Raw genomic sequence first — 17,529 nt, 5'->3', positions numbered from 1 at the left:
GCATGGATATCACGGATTTCTATGACACTTTCTTCGAGGAAGCCGAAGAGCTTCTGGCCGACATGGAACGCTACCTCCTGGAGCTTGACGTGGACGAGCCGGATACCGAAGAGCTCAACGCCATCTTCCGTGCCGCCCATTCGATCAAGGGCGGGGCGGGGACCTTTGGCTTCGATGCGTTGCAGAAAACGACCCATCTGTTCGAAAACCTGCTCGACCATACCCGCAAGGGAGAGCTCGCCCTGCGCCGGGATATCGTCGATACCTTTCTGGAAACCAAGGACATGCTCAGCGATCAGCTAGACGCCTACCGAAATGGCGACGAGCCCGATCAGGAAGCCTTCGAACGCATTTGCCAGACCCTGCAGCAACTGGCCCTCGAAGAGATCGGGCAGGACCTGGATGGCGGCGGTGCCGCGGCACCGCCGCCGAAGCCCGCGCCCGTTCCCGAGGTTGCCCCTGCCAGTCCGCCGGAGCCGGTCAGGTCTGCCGATGGCGACCAGCGAATCGTGACGCTGCTTAATGTGGTCGAAAAGGACCGCCAGCTGCTCGTCGAGGAGTTGGGTCAGCTTGGTGACGTGATCTCCCATCAGGGGGACGAGCAACGCTATGAGGTTGTGCTTGCCTCCAGCGACAGCGACGACGATATCGAAGCCGTGATGTGCTTCATCATCGATGCCGATCAGTTTCAGATACGGCCCGCAGTCACCGGCCAGACCGAGTCAGCGGCCGATACGCCTCTCGTCGCCGGCGAGGGGCAGCGGGTCATCACGTTGCTGAATGTGGGCGAAAAGGACCGCCAACTGCTCGTCGAGGAGCTGGGTCAGCTTGGTCAAGTGATCTCCCACCAGGGAGACGAGCAGCGCTACGAGGTTGTGCTTGCCTCCAGCGACAGCGACGACGATATCGAGGCGGTGATGTGCTTCATCGTCGACCCCGATCAGCTCCAGATCAGCAAGGCAGGTGAGGCTGTGCCGCCTGCGGAGGCAGCAAAGACAGGGGCAGCGCCGGTCGCGGCGGCGAATACCGCCAAGCCTGCTGCCACCCCCGAGCCGGCCGAGAAACCACCGGTGAAAGCGGCAACCGATAACGGCGTAAAGCCCGCCCGAGGCAAGTCCAAGGCAAAGGGGCCCGAGACCTCTTCCATTCGCGTTTCCGTCGACAAGGTCGATCAGATCATCAATCTGGTGGGCGAGTTGATCATCACCCAGTCGATGCTGGATCAGACGGTGAGCGACATGGATGCCGTTGCCGACAGCGCCCTGCTCAACGGCATGAGCTTGCTGCAACGCAATGCCAGGGATCTCCAGGAATCGGTGATGTCGATCCGCATGATTCCGATGGACTTCGTTTTCAGCCGCTTCCCCCGGGTGGTACGAGAGACCGCCGGTAAGCTGGGCAAGGAGATCGAGCTGGTCACCGAGGGCGAGTCCACCGAGCTGGACAAGAGCCTGACCGAGCGAATCATAGACCCGCTGACGCACCTTGTCCGCAACAGCCTGGACCACGGTATCGAGTTGCCGGAGGATCGTGTTGCCGCGGGCAAGCCCCGTACCGGGCGCCTTACCCTGTCGGCCCAGCATCAGGGGGGGAACATTCTGATTGAGGTGGTGGATGACGGCGCCGGCCTTAATCGTGACCGCCTGCTGGCCAAGGCGCGCGAGAACGGCCTTCCCGTCTCCGACACCATGAGCGACGACGACGTCTGGCAGCTTATCTTTGCGCCGGGCTTCTCCACCGCCAAGGCGGTTACCGACGTCTCCGGCCGCGGTGTGGGCATGGACGTGGTCAAGCGCAATATCCAGGGCATGGGTGGCCATGTCGAGATCATGTCGAAGCCCGGCGAGGGGACTCGGATTCGCATCGTGCTGCCGCTGACGCTGGCTATCCTCGATGGCATGTCCATCAAGGTGGGCGACGAAATGTTCATCCTTCCCCTGTCGGCCGTGCTCGAATCCCTGCAGCCGTCCAAGGGGGACCTCTATGCCATGGCAGGGGACGATGTCGTGCTCAAGGTGCGCGACGAGTACCTGCCCGTGGTGGCTGTCCATGAAGCCCTGGATGTGCCCGGCGCCAAGACGGAGCTGACCGAGACCATTGCGGTCATCGTACAGGGCGAAGGGCGTCGATATGCCCTGCTGGTCGATGATCTGGTCGGTCAGCAGCAGGTAGTGGTCAAGAACCTGGAAACCAACTACCGCAAGGTGCCGGGAGTGTCGGCGGCCACCATTCTGGGCGACGGCAGCGTGGCCTTGATCCTCGACATCACCGGCCTGCATCGCCTTAGCCGTGCCAAGAAGGAGGTGCGCCGTCCCGAGCGTACCTACCAATCTCTCGAAGCCTTAACCGACAAAGAGCTGGAGACTTCCTCATGAACCAGACGACCGAAGCAGCCATCACTGCGGCCGAAGCCCACAACCGTGAATTCCTGGTGTTCTCGCTGGGCGAGGAGGAGTACGCGGTCGATATCCTCAAGGTGCAGGAGATCCGCGGCTACGAGAACGTCACGCGCATTGCCAATGCGCCCGACTTCATCAAGGGCGTGACCAATCTGCGCGGCGTGATCGTGCCCATCGTCGACCTGCGCATCAAGTTCCACCTCGACAAGGTGGAGTATGGCGGCCAGACCGTGGTGATCGTGGTCAATGTCGAGGATCGAGTGGTGGGAATCGTGGTGGATGGCGTTTCCGACGTGATGACGCTATCGCCCGATCAGATCAAGCCAGCGCCGGAATTTGGGGTGACGCTCTCGTCCGACTTCCTCAGCGGGCTCGGTAGTCTAGAGGACCGGATGCTGGTGATCGTGGATATCGACAAGCTGCTGACCAGCGACGAGATGGAACTGGTCGAGCGCGTGGCTGAATAACTTGATTCGGCTCAAGTTTTCTGACTGCTGGTCGATAGTCAACCCAGTGGATGATCTGCGCCAGGCCAGGCTTTGGTTTGTCGCTCACTGCTACTTGTCTCCAACACTAAACGGGCCCTGGCCCTGCCGATCATGAGGGAATGACGTGAAGCTTCTCGACAACCTGACTGTCCGAGCCAGCTGGGTCCTGGTGCTGCTGTTCTTCGGTGGCATGATCGTGGTGCTCAGCGTACTGGGGCTGTATGCCCTGCAGCAGGGCCATGCCGCGGTTGCCGAGATGGCACCCCATGCCGGTGAATCGGGAGCCCTGTTGTTGCAGTACTTCGATGTGGCGGCCGGCTGGATGCGGTTGGCCATCCTCGCGGTGCTGGTTGGTTCGGCGCTGGTGATGGCGGTTGTCATGTGGGGGATCACGGTCAATGTGCTGCAGCCGCTGGCCCGGCTGGTCGGCTATTTCGAAGGCCTGGCACGGGGCGACCTTTCCCAGCCGGTGGAGAACCGTGGCAACAATGAGATAGGCAGGCTGTTCATCTCTCTCAAGCACATGCAGGACGGGCTCTCCGACACCGTGGGTACCGTGCGCAGCAGCAGCGAAGGCATCTATCAGGGCGCCCATGACATTGCCCGAGGCAACGGCGAGCTCTCCTCACGGACAGAGCAGCAGGCGGCTTCGCTGGCCGAGACCGCATCCAGCATGGAGCAGTTGGCTGCCACCGTGGAGCAGAATGCCGACAATGCGCGCCAGGCCAGCCAGCTGGCGGCGGAGGCGTCGCGCACTGCCGCGCAGGGTGGTGATGTGGTCAGTGATGTGGTGTCGACCATGCACGACATCAGCGACAGCTCACACAAGATGTCGGACATCATCGGTGTGATCGACAACATTGCGTTCCAGACCAACATACTGGCGCTGAATGCCTCGGTGGAGGCGGCCAGAGCCGGTGAGCACGGCCGTGGTTTCGCGGTGGTGGCCCAGGAGGTACGTAGCCTTGCCGGACGCAGCGCCTCAGCCGCTGGCGAGATTCGCGGCCTGATCCACGCCTCGCGGGAGAAGGTGGACGTGGGCACCGCTCGCGTCGATCAGGCCGGCCAGACCATGGCCGAGATCGTGGCCGCCGTTCAGCGTGTCAGCGACATCATGGACGAGATTGCTTCGGCGTCGCTGGAGCAGAGCAACGGCATCGGCCAGGTCAACCAGGCCGTCACCCAGATGGATCAGGTGACCCAGCAGAATGCCACGCTGGTACAGAATGCCGCAGCCGGGGCCACGCAGCTGGAGGCGGAAGCCGGGCGCTTGCGTGAGGCGGTGTTGCGATTCCGCTTGGCGGGGCAGGCGGTGGCTGAAGGCGCCTCAGCGAAACAGGGTGTAGGCAAGGTGCAGGTTGCTGGCAAGTCGCTGCAGGCGCCACCGACGCACGATCCTTTGCCTGCCAATCGACGCAGCGGCCATGAATCGTCGCCCGGAATGTCTCGAAACAGTGCGTCACGTCATGACGCCTCTCGAAACGAGGAAGAGGAGTGGGCCTCGTTCTGAGGCTGGAAGCTCCCACACCGGTGGAGGCACGTCATCGCGCCGCCGCTCCTGATGAATCAAGCGCTCAAGGGAATAATAAACATGCGTGACAATCAGCCGGTAACGCAGCGCGAATACGCTCTGGATGACAAGCAGTTGTTGATCTCCCGCACCGATCTCGAGGGCCGGATTACCTATGCCAACGAGGCATTCGTCGAGGTCAGCGGTTACAGCCACGAAGAGCTGATCGGGGCGAATCACAACCTGATTCGTCATCCCGACATGCCGCCAGAGGTGTTTGCCGACCTGTGGCAGGTGCTCAAGCGTGGCGAATCCTGGGAAGGGGTGGTCAAGAACCGGCGCAAGAATGGCGACCATTACTGGGTCAGGGCCACGGTCACGCCGATCATCGAGAACGGCCAATGCCTGGGCCACACTTCGGTACACACCGCGGTGGATTCGAGCATTGCCGCTGCCACGGGCCGTGCCTATGAACGCCTGCGGTCAGGCCGCACCGGTCTTGCCATTCGTGCTGGCCAGGTGGTGCGTCGCGGCCCCCTGGGCTGGGTTTCACGTATCAACCTGCATAGCATCCGTGCACGGCTCTCCATGCTCACTTTGTCGGCGCTGCTGTTGCTTGCGCTCAGTGGCGGCGTTGGGCTCTATGGTATTCAGTTATCGGGCGAGCGACTGGCGGAGCTGAACCGTGACGGCCTGCAGGATGTCATCCGGCTGCAACAGCTTGACCAGTTGATCAATGAGGGCCCGCAGCGGCTTTCCGGCTCAGAGCGGATGGCCCTGCTCAATGAGCGCCATGACATTGCCGAATCGCTGACGGATGGCGGTATTCGTCTTGACGCGCTGTGGCAGGAGTATCTCGCCCGCGAGGTCAACCGGACCTCAGTCGCGATGGCATTCGACGACGCACTCACCGACTATCTGACAGAAGGGCTGGAGCCCATGGCAGAGGCCCTGGGTGGCCCCGAGGCATTCGATGCCATGATGGCGCTGAACAACCATACGGCCGGTCTGCGTGAGAGTGCCGACATATTGTCCGGACTTGTCAATCAACTGGTGGATCAGCAGCGGCTCGCGGCCTTGAGCATGGCGGAAGACGCCGAGCGTGGGCAGCAGCAGATGCTTGTCGGCCAGCTAGGCGTCATGGCGCTGGGCTTCGTGCTGCTGTTGATTATCAGCGTATGGATCCTTCGTGCCATCACCCGGCCGGTGCGTCGTGCAGCGGACTTCACCCTGCAGATAGCCTCCGGCAACCTGGCGGTGGACACGCCGAAAAAGAGCCGCGATGAGATCGGCGCGCTGCTCGGTTCTCTGGACATCATGCGTCGTAGTCTCTACAGCACCACCCAGAATGTGCAGAAAGGCATCGACGTGGTGACGCCGGCCTCGCGCTCCATTGCCCGTGGCAACGAGGATCTCTCGGCTCGTACCGAGCAGCAGGCCGCCTCGCTGCAGGAAACCGCCTCCAGCATGGAGGAGATGACCACCACGGTGCAGCAGAATACCGACAATGCGCGCCAGGCCAGCGGGCTGGCGCTGGACAACGCCGGCCGCGTGCGAGATACCGGCGACCTGATGCATGGCGTGGTCGAGACCATGCAGCGGATCACCGCCAGTTCCAACAAGATGACCGATATCATCAACGTCATCGACGGTATCGCCTTCCAGACCAATATCCTCGCCCTGAACGCCTCGGTGGAAGCGGCGCGGGCCGGTGAGCAGGGTCGCGGCTTCGCCGTGGTGGCCGGCGAGGTGCGCAGCCTGGCGGGACGCAGCGCGGATGCCGCCAAGGAGATCCGCCAGTTGATCGACGGTTCCGCCAGCGAGATCAAGGAGGGGGCGGCCCAGGTACAGAAGGCCGAGAGCGCCATGGCGGAAGTGGTGACCGCATCCACGCGGGTGAACGACATCATGGGCGAGATCACCGCCGCCTCCGAGGAGCAGAGCAGCGGTATTGGCCAGATCAACCAGGCGATTACCGAGATGGATCAGGTCACCCAGCAGAATGCCGAGCGTGTGCAGCAGAGTGCGCGTGCGGCCAGTGATCTGCAGCGTCAAGCGGAACTGCTCGACCGGATGATTCGCGTCTTTCGCCTGGGCGGCGCTGGCCCAGAGAAGGTGCCTGGCCCGCGGGAAGCCCAAGGGCACCACTCCGGCGGCCCCAGGTGGAAGCCGACTGACAATTCAGCCTTGCAGCGCGACCCGTTACCCGCCAGACGGGCGCCAGAGAGCACGCAACGGCCATCGGCCGAGGAGGAATGGACTGCTTTCTGACGCTAGCGGAGCTGATGCATGCGTGCGCCGTGATGGAAGGGCTTATCACGAGGATCGTATGAAGGGTGGTTACGACGGACTTACGTGAAGAGTCCAGGTAAAGGGCTTGGGTTCTCCGGACTAGGGGACAAAGGATACGACACATGCGCGATAATCGGCCGGTGACACAGCGTGAGTATACGCTGAGCGATCAGCACCTTTTGATCACTCGCACGGACCTGGAAGGGCATATCACCTATGCCAACGCGGCGTTCGTCGAGGTCAGTGGCTTCAATCATGATGAATTGATCGGCTCACCCCACCATCTCATCCGTCATCCCGACATGCCGGCAGAGGCGTTTGCCGACCTGTGGCAGACCATCAAGCAGGGCGATACCTGGCAGGGTGTCGTCAAGAACCGTCGCAAGGACGGCGATCACTACTGGGTAAATGCCACCGTCACTCCCATTCTCGACGAGGGCAAGTGCCTCGGCTACACCTCTGTGTGTGCCAAAGTCGATCCGGCGGATGCCGAAAAGACCGCGCGCGATTACGCCCGTCTGCGCGAAGGGCGAGCCAGGCACCTGGCATTCCGCCAGGGTCAACTGGTGCGCCCTGGCCCGCTCGGGTTCTTCGCCCGCCTCAACCTGCATACCATTCGTGCCAAGCTGGTCATGATGACCCTGGTCCCCGTCCTGCTACTTCTGCTCAGCGGTGGCGCGGGGCTCTATGGACTGCAGGTATCGGGCGACCGCGTTGCACAGCTCAACAACAACGGCGTACAGGACATCGCCGATCTTCAGCGTATCGACCAGCTCCTGAGTCAGCTGATGATCGACCTGGAGCGTCCGGTGCGCAATCCGCGAGCGCTGCGCCTGGAGCAGATCCACGAACTCGACGATGAGGTCAATGTTGTCGTCGAGCGCATTGAAACCTCCTGGCAGAGTTTTCTGAAGGGCGAAGACGCCAGCCAGCCGGAGATTGTCACCCTGGACGGGCAGCTCGATGTTGCCGTACAGGAAGGTATTCGCCCCACGCTGGCCGCCCTTATCGAGGGCAGCGGTTTCGCCGCCTACGAGGCCTTCAATGATGTGCTTAGAGCGGAGGTCGAGCTTATCGGGGAAAGCATCAACGTGCTGGTGGAGGGCAAACTGGCATTTGCCGATTCCCTGGCGGAGCAAGCGGCCCAGGGGCAGGCAGTCATGCTCAAGGCGCAGGTCATCGCGGTATCGCTCGGTGTCGCCTTCCTGATCATGCTGGGTCTCTGGACCATGGCCTCGATCACCCGGCCGTTGCGTCGAGCGGTGGATTTCACCCTGCAGGTCGCTTCCGGTAACCTGGCGCTGCGTTCCCCCGAGCCGCGGCGTGACGAGGTTGGCCTGTTGCTCAAGGCGCTCAACACCATGCGTCGCAGCCTCTACAGCACCACCCAGAGCGTGCAGAAAGGCATCGACGTGGTGACGCCGGCCTCGCGCTCCATTGCCCGTGGCAACGAGGATCTCTCGGCCCGCACCGAGCAGCAGGCCGCCTCGCTGCAGGAAACCGCCTCCAGCATGGAGGAGATGACCACCACGGTGCAGCAGAATACCGACAATGCGCGCCAGGCCAGCGGGCTGGCGCTGGAAAACGCCGGCCGCGTGCGAGATACCGGCGACCTGATGCATGGCGTGGTCGAGACCATGCAGCGGATCACCGCCAGTTCCAACAAGATGACCGATATCATCAACGTCATTGACGGTATCGCCTTCCAGACCAACATCCTCGCCCTGAACGCCTCGGTGGAAGCGGCGCGGGCCGGTGAGCAGGGTCGCGGCTTCGCCGTGGTGGCCGGCGAGGTGCGCAGCCTGGCGGGACGCAGCGCGGATGCCGCCAAGGAGATCCGCCAGTTGATCGACGGTTCCGCCAGCGAGATCAAGGAGGGGGCGGCCCAGGTACAGAAGGCCGAGAGCGCCATGGCGGAAGTGGTGAGCGCATCCACGCGGGTGAACGACATCATGGGCGAGATCACCGCCGCCTCCGAGGAGCAGAGCAGCGGTATTGGCCAGATCAACCAGGCGATCACCGAGATGGATCAGGTCACCCAGCAGAATGCCGAGCGTGTGCAGCAGAGTGCACGTGCGGCCAGTGATCTGCAGTATCAGGCGGAACAGTTGGACCAGGCCATACGGGTGTTCCGCTTGCGCGGTGCGGGACCTGAAAAGGTCGAGCTCCTGACGTCAGCTCAGACGAAGACCAGGGAGCAAAGCCCGAGACCTACCGTGCCGTCTCTACAGCAGGACCCACGTCCGCTGAAGCCGTCACCGGCGAAGCAACACGGCAAGGCAACATCATCCATGGATGAAGAGTGGGAAACGTTTTGACGACAACAGACTCCGGCTCCGGCCTCGATCGGGGCCAGTGGTCCGGGCTCGGTCAGCTCGAGCGTGATCTGATCCTGACCGACGAGGACTTCAACCAGATTCGCAAGCTGATCTACCAGCGTGCGGGCATCGTATTGGCGGAGCATAAGCGCGAGATGGTCTACAGTCGACTTGCCAAACGCCTGCGCCACCACGGCTTGACCCGTTTCAGCGATTATCTGGCAAAGCTTGCACGCCAGCCTGATGCGCGGGAATGGGAGGCGTTCACCAACGCGCTGACCACCAACCTCACCGCATTCTTCCGCGAGATGCACCATTTCCCGCTCCTGGCCGAGCACGTTCGCCAGGTCAGTGGACCGGTGCGTGTCTGGAGTGCCGCGGCGTCTTCGGGGGAGGAGCCCTATTCGCTGGCCATGACGCTGCTCGAGAGTCTGGGTGCGAAGGCGGCCGATGCCCGGGTGGTGGCAACCGACATTGATACCGAAGCGCTCGAACGAGCCCGAGCGGGGGTCTACCCCATCGAGCAGGTGCGCAAGCTCGATGAGGCTCGCGTCAAGCGTTTCTTTCACAAGGGCAAGGGGCAACACGAGGGATTTGCCAGGATCCGGCCCGAAGTCTCTTCGCTGGTGGAGTACCAGTCAATGAACCTGCTGGCACCCCAGTGGCCGATCAAGGGCCCGTTCGATGCGATCTTCTGTCGTAACGTCATGATCTATTTCGACAAGGAGACCCAGGCTCGGATTCTCGAGCGCTTTGCCCCTCTGCTCAAGCCCAACGGACTGCTGTTTGCCGGCCACTCCGAAAACTTCTCCTATATCAGCAAGGTCTTCCGGCTGCGAGGGCAGACAGTCTACACATTGGCAGGCCATCGCTGAACGTACTTGCCGTCCTGTACGGCTGCCATCTTTTGCCGTCTTGGCGCTAAAGTTTTGGCCTTCCAGGCCGATGGTAAAGCTATAACGTCATTCGCCTTGGGTCGCGTCGAGCGGCCCTGGCCATCAAGGAGGCCTCGTCTTGGGATCGAACAGGATCAAGGTGCTGTGTGTCGATGACTCAGCGCTGATACGCGACCTGCTGACCGAGATCATCAACTCCCAGCCGGATATGGAGGTCGTGGCCGTAGCGCCGGATCCATTGGTAGCGCGTGATCTCATCAAGCGCCATAACCCCGATGTGCTGACGCTCGATGTGGAGATGCCGCGCATGGACGGCCTCGACTTCCTGGAGCGATTGATGCGCCTGAGGCCCATGCCGGTTCTGATGGTGTCGTCACTGACGCAGGCGGGCTCCGAAGTCACGCTTCGAGCCCTTGAACTGGGTGCTGTCGATTTCGTGGCCAAGCCGGCACTGGGGATACGCAATGGCATGATGGATTATGCCAACGATATTGCCGAGAAGATCCGTGCCGCCGCCAAGTCGCGTCCGCGACAGGCCAGGCGGCCGGAGGAGACCGCACGTCCGACGCTGAAGGCGCCGCTGGTTTCCAGCGAGAAGCTGATCATCATCGGGGCATCGACAGGAGGCACGGAGGCGATACGCGCCGTACTGGAGCCTCTACCGGCCAACAGTCCGGCCATTCTGATCACCCAGCACATGCCGGGCGGATTTACCCGCTCCTTTGCCGAGCGACTCGATCGCCTGTGCCAGATATCGGTCAAGGAGGCCACGGACGGCGAGCGCGTATTGCCGGGGCATGCCTATATCGCCCCGGGTGACTCCCATCTCAAACTGGCTCGTAGTGGGGCCAACTATGTCGCTCGGCTGGACGACGGTCCGCCGGTCAACCGGCATCGCCCATCGGTGGATGTGCTCTTTCATTCCGCTTCGACCCAGGCGGGCCGCAATGCCATCGGTGTGATATTGACCGGAATGGGCAAGGACGGTGCGGCGGGGTTGCTGGAGATGCGTCAGGCCGGCTCGGCCACGTTGGCCCAGGACGAGGCGAGCTGCGTGGTATTCGGCATGCCCCGAGAGGCCATTGCCCTGGGGGGGGCCACGGAAACCATCGGCCTTGACGATATCCCGGAACGCCTGATGGCCCTGGTGGCGGCTTCCGGCCGGGCACAGCGGGTATGACCAAAACAATGATGATTGAAGCTGCTAGCGTCACCGCGCGCGAGGAACTGCCGATATGAGTCGATTCATCCGCAACATCAGTATTCATGCCGCCATGGTGTCTGTCCTGGCAACTTTCGTCGTCTTCATTGCGTTGATCGCCGGCATGGGCTTCGTGGCGGAACGAAATGCCAATCGTGCGCTGTCAACATTGAACGAGATCAGTGCCGAGCAGCTGAACGAGATCAACCGGGCTGATGCTCTGCTCAATGCGGCAAGGGTTAACCTCGAGATCGCTTCCAACCAGGTCATGCTGGGTCGCATGCAGCAGGCCAACGAAAAGCTCGACCTGGCGCTCAGCCACCTCGACCGTTCCGCGCAGCGACTTGCCAATTTTTCTGCCGTCCCCAAGTCGGCCCAGGGCTCTGCCCACGCTACCGAGGTGGAGTCGTATTTCACCACCGTGCTCGATCTCGTTCGCCAACAGCATGTTGCTCTCGACGAGCTCAATACACCGGGTTTCGGCAATCTGCGCGAAGAGCTGGAAGCGCCGAGCAATGCGCTTGCGGAAAGCATTACCGCATTCGTTGACTATGGTTTCGGCACGACTGATGCGCTTATCGAGGACTTCCACACCCAAGCCCTCTGGTTCGAGCGAGCCGGGCTTGCTTTGCTGATCCTGATCGGTTTGTTGGTGATTGGGATCTATGCCGGCTTGCGCCAGATCGTTATTCGCCCCCTGCATTCGGCGGTACAGCATCTGCAGACCATCTCCAAGGCCGACCTGACCGGGAAAATCCCGGAGGGGAGCCATAACGAGATCGGTAAGCTATTCAATGCCATGCGTAACATGCAGCAGAGCCTGGTGCGTATCGTCGGCCAGGTGCGCGACAGCAGCGGCTCGATTCATATCGGTACTCGCGAGATCGCCGGCGGCAATGCCGATCTTTCGTCGCGCACCGAGCAGCAAGCGGCTTCGCTGCAGGAGACCGCTGCGAGCATGGAGGAGATCACCGCCACCGTTCGCCAGAACGCCGACAATGCTCGCCAGGCCAGCGGCCTGGCGCTGGATGCTTCCACCACCGCGGAGCGCGGCGGGGAGGTGGTCGATCGGGTGGTGCAGACGATGGGCGGCATCTCGACCAGCTCGAAGAAGATCAGCGATATCACCAGTGTCATCGACTCCATCGCGTTCCAGACCAATATCCTGGCGCTGAATGCCTCCGTGGAGGCGGCCCGGGCCGGCGAGCAGGGTCGCGGTTTTGCCGTCGTGGCTGGCGAGGTGCGTAACCTCGCCAGTCGCAGCGCCACGGCCGCCAAGGAGATCAAGGAGCTGATCGACGATTCGGTCGCCCAGGTGAAAGCGGGGTCGACGCTGGCCGAGCAGGCCGGGGAGACCATGGACGAGGTGGTGGCGGCGGTTCGTCGTGTCACGGACATCATGGACGAGATTTCCGCGGCCTCGCAGGAACAGAGCGACGGTATCGAACAGGTCAGCCAGGCGGTGGGGCAGATGGACCAGGTTACCCAGCAGAATGCCTCGCTGGTGCAGCAGGCAACCGTGGCGGCATCTTCTCTGGAAGAGCAGGCCAGTCGACTTGAGCAGGCCGTGGCGGTGTTCCGTCTGGCCGGTGATGCGCTCCAGGCCCCGCGACACACGGCCTCCAGCGCCTCGACCGATAAGGAGCCGAGCCGTGCCGACAGGGCGGCCCGTACTCGAGTGCCGGCATTGGCCAGACCTGCTCAGCGCCAGGTTGCCGAGGTGGATCCCAAGCCGCAGCGCAAGACGCGCAGCGAGCCTGTGGCCGAGGGCGAGTGGGAAGAATTCTGAACCACGACGGTGGTGAGGGCCGCCGTCAGACAACTATTGCATGACACTAACGAGGAATCCCGATGACTGACAAGAACATGAGCTTTCTGGTGGTCGATGACTTCCCGACCATGCGCCGGATCGTTCGGAGCCTGCTCAAGGAGCTCGGCTACACCAATGTCGAGGAGGCCGAAGACGGCCAGGAAGCATTGAGCAAGCTTCGATCAGGGGGCTTCGAGTTCGTGGTCTCGGACTGGAATATGCCCAATCTCGATGGACTGGAGATGCTGAAGCAGATTCGTGCCGACGATGGGCTCAAGGGGCTGCCGGTACTGATGGTCACCGCAGAGGCCAAGAAAGAAAATATCATCGCTGCTGCCCAGGCAGGCGCCAGTGGCTATGTGGTCAAGCCGTTCACGGCCGCAACCCTGGAAGAAAAGCTCAACAAGATATTCGAGAAAATGGGCAAGTGATTGCCAGGCGGTGGATCCTGGTGAAGGAGACGACAAGATGAGCGCAAACGAGCAGCCTTGCGAGGCGCAGCCGTCCAGCGCCGCAGGCGATGATCTGGTGCAGCGTATCGGCCAACTGACGCGTACTCTCAGAGAAAGCATGCGTGAGCTGGGCTTGGACAAGGAGATCGAGAAGGCGGCGGAAGCCATTCCCGACGCCCGTGACCGCCTCAGCTATGTGGCGACCATGACCGAACAGGCCGCCGAGCGGGCATTGAACGCCATCGACAAGGCGCAGCCATTGCAGGATTCACTCACCGACGGTGCCGCATCGCTGGACAAGCGTTGGGCGGAGTGGTTCGCCGAACCCAAGGAATTGGACGAGGCGCGCGAACTGGTCAGCGAGACCCGCTCCTACCTGGCTGCTGTGCCGGACAAGACCCAGGCGACCCAGAAAGAGCTACTCGAGATCATGATGGCCCAGGACTTCCAGGACCTGACGGGCCAGGTCATCAAGAAGATGATGGATGTGATTCGTGAGATCGAGCACCAACTGGTCCAGGTGCTCATCGATGCCGTACCCGAGAATATGGACCGGGAAACCATGCAGCAGAAGGCCAACGATCAATGGGAATCGGATCGCAAGCGTGAAGAGAGCTTGCTTAATGGCCCTCAGGTCAAGCCCGGTGTCGATATCGTGACCGACCAGGACCAGGTTGACGACCTGCTCGACCAGCTGGGTTTCTAGCTCCCAGCCCGCCTACGTTGTTACCAATAACGCTTCTGCGCCGGAGGTCATGGTCGATAAGGCCACGATCATCGGCGCTTTTTGGCGTATTACCCCTCCCCTGAAGCCCCCACAATGGCCAGCGTGCACACGAATGCCCGGATGCCATGGCCGACGAAAGCAGTGATCAGGAAAAGACCGAAGAGGCCACGCCACGACGACTCGAGAAGTCGCGCGAGGATGGCGAGGTTGCCCGTTCCCGCGAGCTGACCACGTTCATGCTGCTGCTGGGTGGGGTCGTTGGAATGTGGTCCATGGGTGCCATGCTCTATGACCAGTTGGGCCTGGTGATGGAGCAGGCCTTCCTCTTCGAGCGGCAACAAGCCTTCGAGACGGGGCCTATGCTGGTCAACGTGCTGAACCTGGGGCAGCGCACGCTGTGGACGATGATGCCGCTGTTCCTGTTGTTGACGCTGATCGCCCTGGTGGCACCGGCGATGCTGGGAGGCTGGCTGATATCGGCCAAGTCGCTCAAGCCCCAGCTGTCTAAGCTGAATCTGTTCAAGGGCTTGAAGAGGATGTTCGGCGTGCAGGCCCTGGTCGAACTGTTCAAGGCGGTAGCCAAGTCGATGCTGATCGGTGGGGTAGGGATGGCCTACCTCTATTTCAATCGCGGGGAGTACCTTTCGCTGTTGGATCAGCCCACGACCCAGGCCCTGGCGCGTGCGCTGATGATGGCAGCAGAGGCTTGCGGACTGATGGTGCTGACGCTGCTGGTGGTCATCCTGATTGACGTGCCCTATCAATTGTTCAGCCATGCCAAGAAGCTGCGCATGTCCAAGGAGGAGGTCAAGCGTGAACACAAGGAGAGCGAAGGTGATCCGCATGTCAAGGCGCGCATCCGCTCCCAGCAACAGGCTATGGCGCGAGGTCGGATGATGAGCAAGGTGCCCGAGGCAGACGTCATTATCACCAACCCGACCCACTATGCGGTGGCGTTGCAGTATGACGAGAAACAGATGGGTGCGCCGCGCGTCGTGGCCAAGGGAGCCGACATGGTGGCGGCACGCATCCGGGAGCTGGGGCAGGAGGCCGGCGTGCCCCTGCTCGAGGCACCGCCGCTGGCGCGAGCGCTGTATCATCACGTCGATATCGACAGGGAGATACCGCTGGACCTGTATACCGCAGTGGCGGAGGTGCTGGCCTGGGCCTTCCGTCTCAAGCATGTGTCGCACGAGGGAGGTGACGTGCCGCCTACGCCCGAGGATCTACCCATACCGCCTGCGATGGCCGTGCCCGTGCCCGGTGACAACGTCGAGGCTGATCGAAATGCGCCACAGGACAATGCGTCACAAGGCGGTGCGCCACAAGACAATGACTCCACCGGGGGACGCCAATGAAGTCCCTTAGTCACTTCATCGGTCGTCGCGACTGGATGGGCGACGTGCGCATGAAGCTGCTGGCAGGCCCGATCCTGATCCTCATGATCCTGGCCATGATGATCCTGCCGCTGCCGCCTTTTGCGCTGGACATGCTGTTCACCTTCAATATTGCGCTGGCGATCATGGTCTTGCTTGTCAGCATGTTCACCCAGAAACCGCTGGACTTCGCCGCCTTCCCGGCGGTCCTGCTGTTCACGACCTTGCTGCGACTCTCGCTCAACGTGGCCTCTACCCGCGTCATTCTGATGGAGGGGCACCAGGGGGGCGATTCCGCCGGCAAGGTGATCGAAGCCTTCGGCACCTTCCTTGTAGGGGGCAACTTCGCCGTCGGCCTGGTGGTGTTCCTGATTCTCGTCATCATCAACTTCATGGTGATCACCAAGGGCGCCGGTCGTATTGCCGAGGTGGGTGCCCGCTTCATGCTCGACGCGATGCCGGGCAAGCAAATGGCCATCGATGCCGACCTCAATGCCGGGCTTATCGGCGAGGAGGATGCCCGCAAGCGGCGCGGGGAGGTGGCCCAGGAGGCGGACTTCTATGGTTCCATGGACGGTGCCAGCAAGTTCGTGCGCGGTGATGCCATGGCCGGCCTGGTGATCATGGTGGTCAATATTATTGGCGGGCTACTGATCGGCATGCTTCAGCACGACATGGGCTTCGCCGATGCGGCCAGGACCTATACGCTGATGACCATCGGTGATGGCCTGGTGGCTCAGATTCCGGCGCTGGTGATCTCCACTGCCGCAGGCGTCACCGTCTCCCGGGTCAACACCGAGGAGGACGTGGGTCAGCAGATGATCAGCCAGCTGTTCGTCAATCCCCAGGTGCTGATTCTGGCCGCGGTGGTCATGGGCCTGCTGGGCATGGTCCCGGGCATGCCCAACATGGTGTTCCTGATCTTTACCGGCCTGCTGGCAGGCCTGGCCTGGATGCTGACCCGTCAGGCGGAGCAGCGCCTGGTCGAGCAGGAGATCAGTGCCGAGCCACCACCACCACCCGAGGCCCCCGAGGCGAGTTGGGACGATGTCCAGCTGGTCGATACCCTGGGGCTCGAGGTGGGGCACCGGCTGATCCCGCTGGTCGATCAACGCCAGGCGGGCGAATTGCTGGGCCGCATCAAGAGTGTGCGCAAGAAGTTTGCGCAGGAGGTGGGTTTTCTACCGGCGGTGGTGCATATCCGCGACAATCTTGAGCTGGGTGCCAATACCTACGTCATTACCCTCAAGGGTGCCGAGATCGGCCGTGCCGAGGCTTTCCCAGGGCAGTGGCTGGCCATCGATCCCGGCCAGGTGACGGGCCAGCTGCAAGGCACCCCCACCGAAGATCCGGCTTTCGGCCTGCCCGCGGTGTGGATCGATTCCAGCCAGCGCGAGCATGCCCAGGTCTATGGGTATACGGTAGTCGATGCCGGCACCGTGGTGGCGACGCACCTCAATCACGTCCTGCATCGTCACGCTGCCGAGATGCTGGGGCGTCAGGAGGTGCAGAAGCTGCTCGACAAGATGGGTGAGGAGCAGAAGTCCCTGGTCGAGGACGTGGTGCCCAAGGCGATCAATCTGACCACGCTGCAACGCATCCTGCAGAACCTGCTGGAAGAGGACGTTTCGATTCGCGACATGCGTACCATTCTCGATACGCTGGCGGAATATGCGCCCCAGCAGCAGGATGCCAATGAGCTGACCGCCCTGGTGCGAATCGCCCTGGGCAGGTCGATCACCCAGCAGTGGTTCCCCGGCCAGGATACGCTCAATGTCATTGGTCTGGAGGCGCAGCTGGAGCAGGTGCTGATGCAGGCTATGAACGGCAACGGCGCCCTTGAACCTGGGTTGGCGGAGACACTGATGAGCCAGTCGGAGCAGGCATTGAGCCGCCATGAAGCGAGTGGTGAACCGCCTGTCATGGTGGTTCAGCACAGCCTGCGCCCGTTGCTTTCCCGTTTCCTGCGTCGTCGACTGCGTCATCTCGTGGTCATGTCACAGGCGGAAATTCCCGATGATAGGACACTGCGCGTCACGACGCTGGTGGGAGGTCGATAA

At 62.0% G+C, this 17,529-nt stretch carries 12 protein-coding genes; all 12 read left to right on the top strand.

Annotation, left to right across the window (positions count from 1 at the left end):
• Window positions 1–2: 2 nt before the first annotated feature.
• The 12 genes from DU505_RS03030 (at window position 3) to flhA (ending at window position 17,529) form a co-directional block, all read left to right on the top strand.
• On the top strand, window positions 3–2,375 hold the full coding sequence (locus DU505_RS03030) for a chemotaxis protein CheW (protein WP_220250359.1): 2,373 nt from the start codon (window positions 3–5) through the stop codon (window positions 2,373–2,375).
• A complete protein-coding gene (locus tag DU505_RS03025) occupies window positions 2,372–2,866 on the top strand; it encodes a chemotaxis protein CheW (RefSeq protein ID WP_114477531.1) in 495 nt (164 codons plus the stop codon). The genes DU505_RS03030 and DU505_RS03025 overlap by 4 nt, the downstream gene beginning before the upstream one ends.
• A 145-nt stretch (window positions 2,867–3,011) precedes the next feature.
• Window positions 3,012–4,397 carry a methyl-accepting chemotaxis protein gene (locus DU505_RS03020; RefSeq protein WP_245947754.1) on the top strand — a complete coding sequence of 462 codons (1,386 nt, stop codon included), beginning with the start codon at window positions 3,012–3,014 and terminating at the stop codon, window positions 4,395–4,397.
• A gap of 81 nt (window positions 4,398–4,478) precedes the next feature.
• Window positions 4,479–6,668, top strand: coding sequence for a methyl-accepting chemotaxis protein (locus DU505_RS03015; RefSeq protein ID WP_114477530.1), 2,190 nt, complete (start codon window positions 4,479–4,481; stop codon window positions 6,666–6,668).
• A 143-nt stretch (window positions 6,669–6,811) separates the two neighbouring features.
• The gene (locus DU505_RS03010) at window positions 6,812–9,007 is read left to right on the top strand and encodes a methyl-accepting chemotaxis protein (RefSeq protein WP_114477529.1); all 2,196 of its coding nucleotides are present in this window, start codon (window positions 6,812–6,814) and stop codon (window positions 9,005–9,007) included.
• On the top strand, window positions 9,004–9,882 hold the full coding sequence (locus DU505_RS03005) for a CheR family methyltransferase (protein ID WP_114477528.1): 879 nt from the start codon (window positions 9,004–9,006) through the stop codon (window positions 9,880–9,882). Before DU505_RS03010 ends, DU505_RS03005 begins: the two co-directional genes overlap by 4 nt.
• A gap of 139 nt (window positions 9,883–10,021) precedes the next feature.
• Entirely contained in the window at window positions 10,022–11,083 is a 1,062-nt protein-coding gene (locus tag DU505_RS03000) for a protein-glutamate methylesterase/protein-glutamine glutaminase (RefSeq protein ID WP_114477527.1), read from the top strand.
• A gap of 55 nt (window positions 11,084–11,138) precedes the next feature.
• Window positions 11,139–12,893 carry a methyl-accepting chemotaxis protein gene (locus tag DU505_RS02995; RefSeq protein ID WP_114477526.1) on the top strand — a complete coding sequence of 585 codons (1,755 nt, stop codon included), beginning with the start codon at window positions 11,139–11,141 and terminating at the stop codon, window positions 12,891–12,893.
• 62 nt (window positions 12,894–12,955) lie between these two features.
• Window positions 12,956–13,345 (top strand): chemotaxis response regulator CheY, encoded by a 390-nt coding sequence (gene cheY, locus DU505_RS02990; RefSeq protein WP_114477525.1) that lies wholly within the window; start codon window positions 12,956–12,958, stop codon window positions 13,343–13,345.
• Window positions 13,346–13,382: 37 nt separating this feature from the next.
• Window positions 13,383–14,072 carry a protein phosphatase CheZ gene (cheZ, locus tag DU505_RS02985; RefSeq protein WP_114477524.1) on the top strand — a complete coding sequence of 230 codons (690 nt, stop codon included), beginning with the start codon at window positions 13,383–13,385 and terminating at the stop codon, window positions 14,070–14,072.
• A 146-nt stretch (window positions 14,073–14,218) separates the two neighbouring features.
• On the top strand, window positions 14,219–15,451 hold the full coding sequence (flhB, locus tag DU505_RS02980; RefSeq protein ID WP_181872710.1) for a flagellar biosynthesis protein FlhB: 1,233 nt from the start codon (window positions 14,219–14,221) through the stop codon (window positions 15,449–15,451).
• Window positions 15,448–17,529, top strand: a complete 2,082-nt coding sequence (gene flhA, locus DU505_RS02975) for a flagellar biosynthesis protein FlhA (protein ID WP_114477523.1) — start codon at window positions 15,448–15,450, stop codon at window positions 17,527–17,529. Before flhB ends, flhA begins: the two co-directional genes overlap by 4 nt.

The sequence above is a fragment of the Billgrantia montanilacus genome (genome assembly GCF_003336675.1).
GTDB lineage: Bacteria > Pseudomonadota > Gammaproteobacteria > Pseudomonadales > Halomonadaceae > Halomonas > Halomonas montanilacus.
This window is presented reverse-complemented; position numbering and strand designations above follow the sequence as displayed.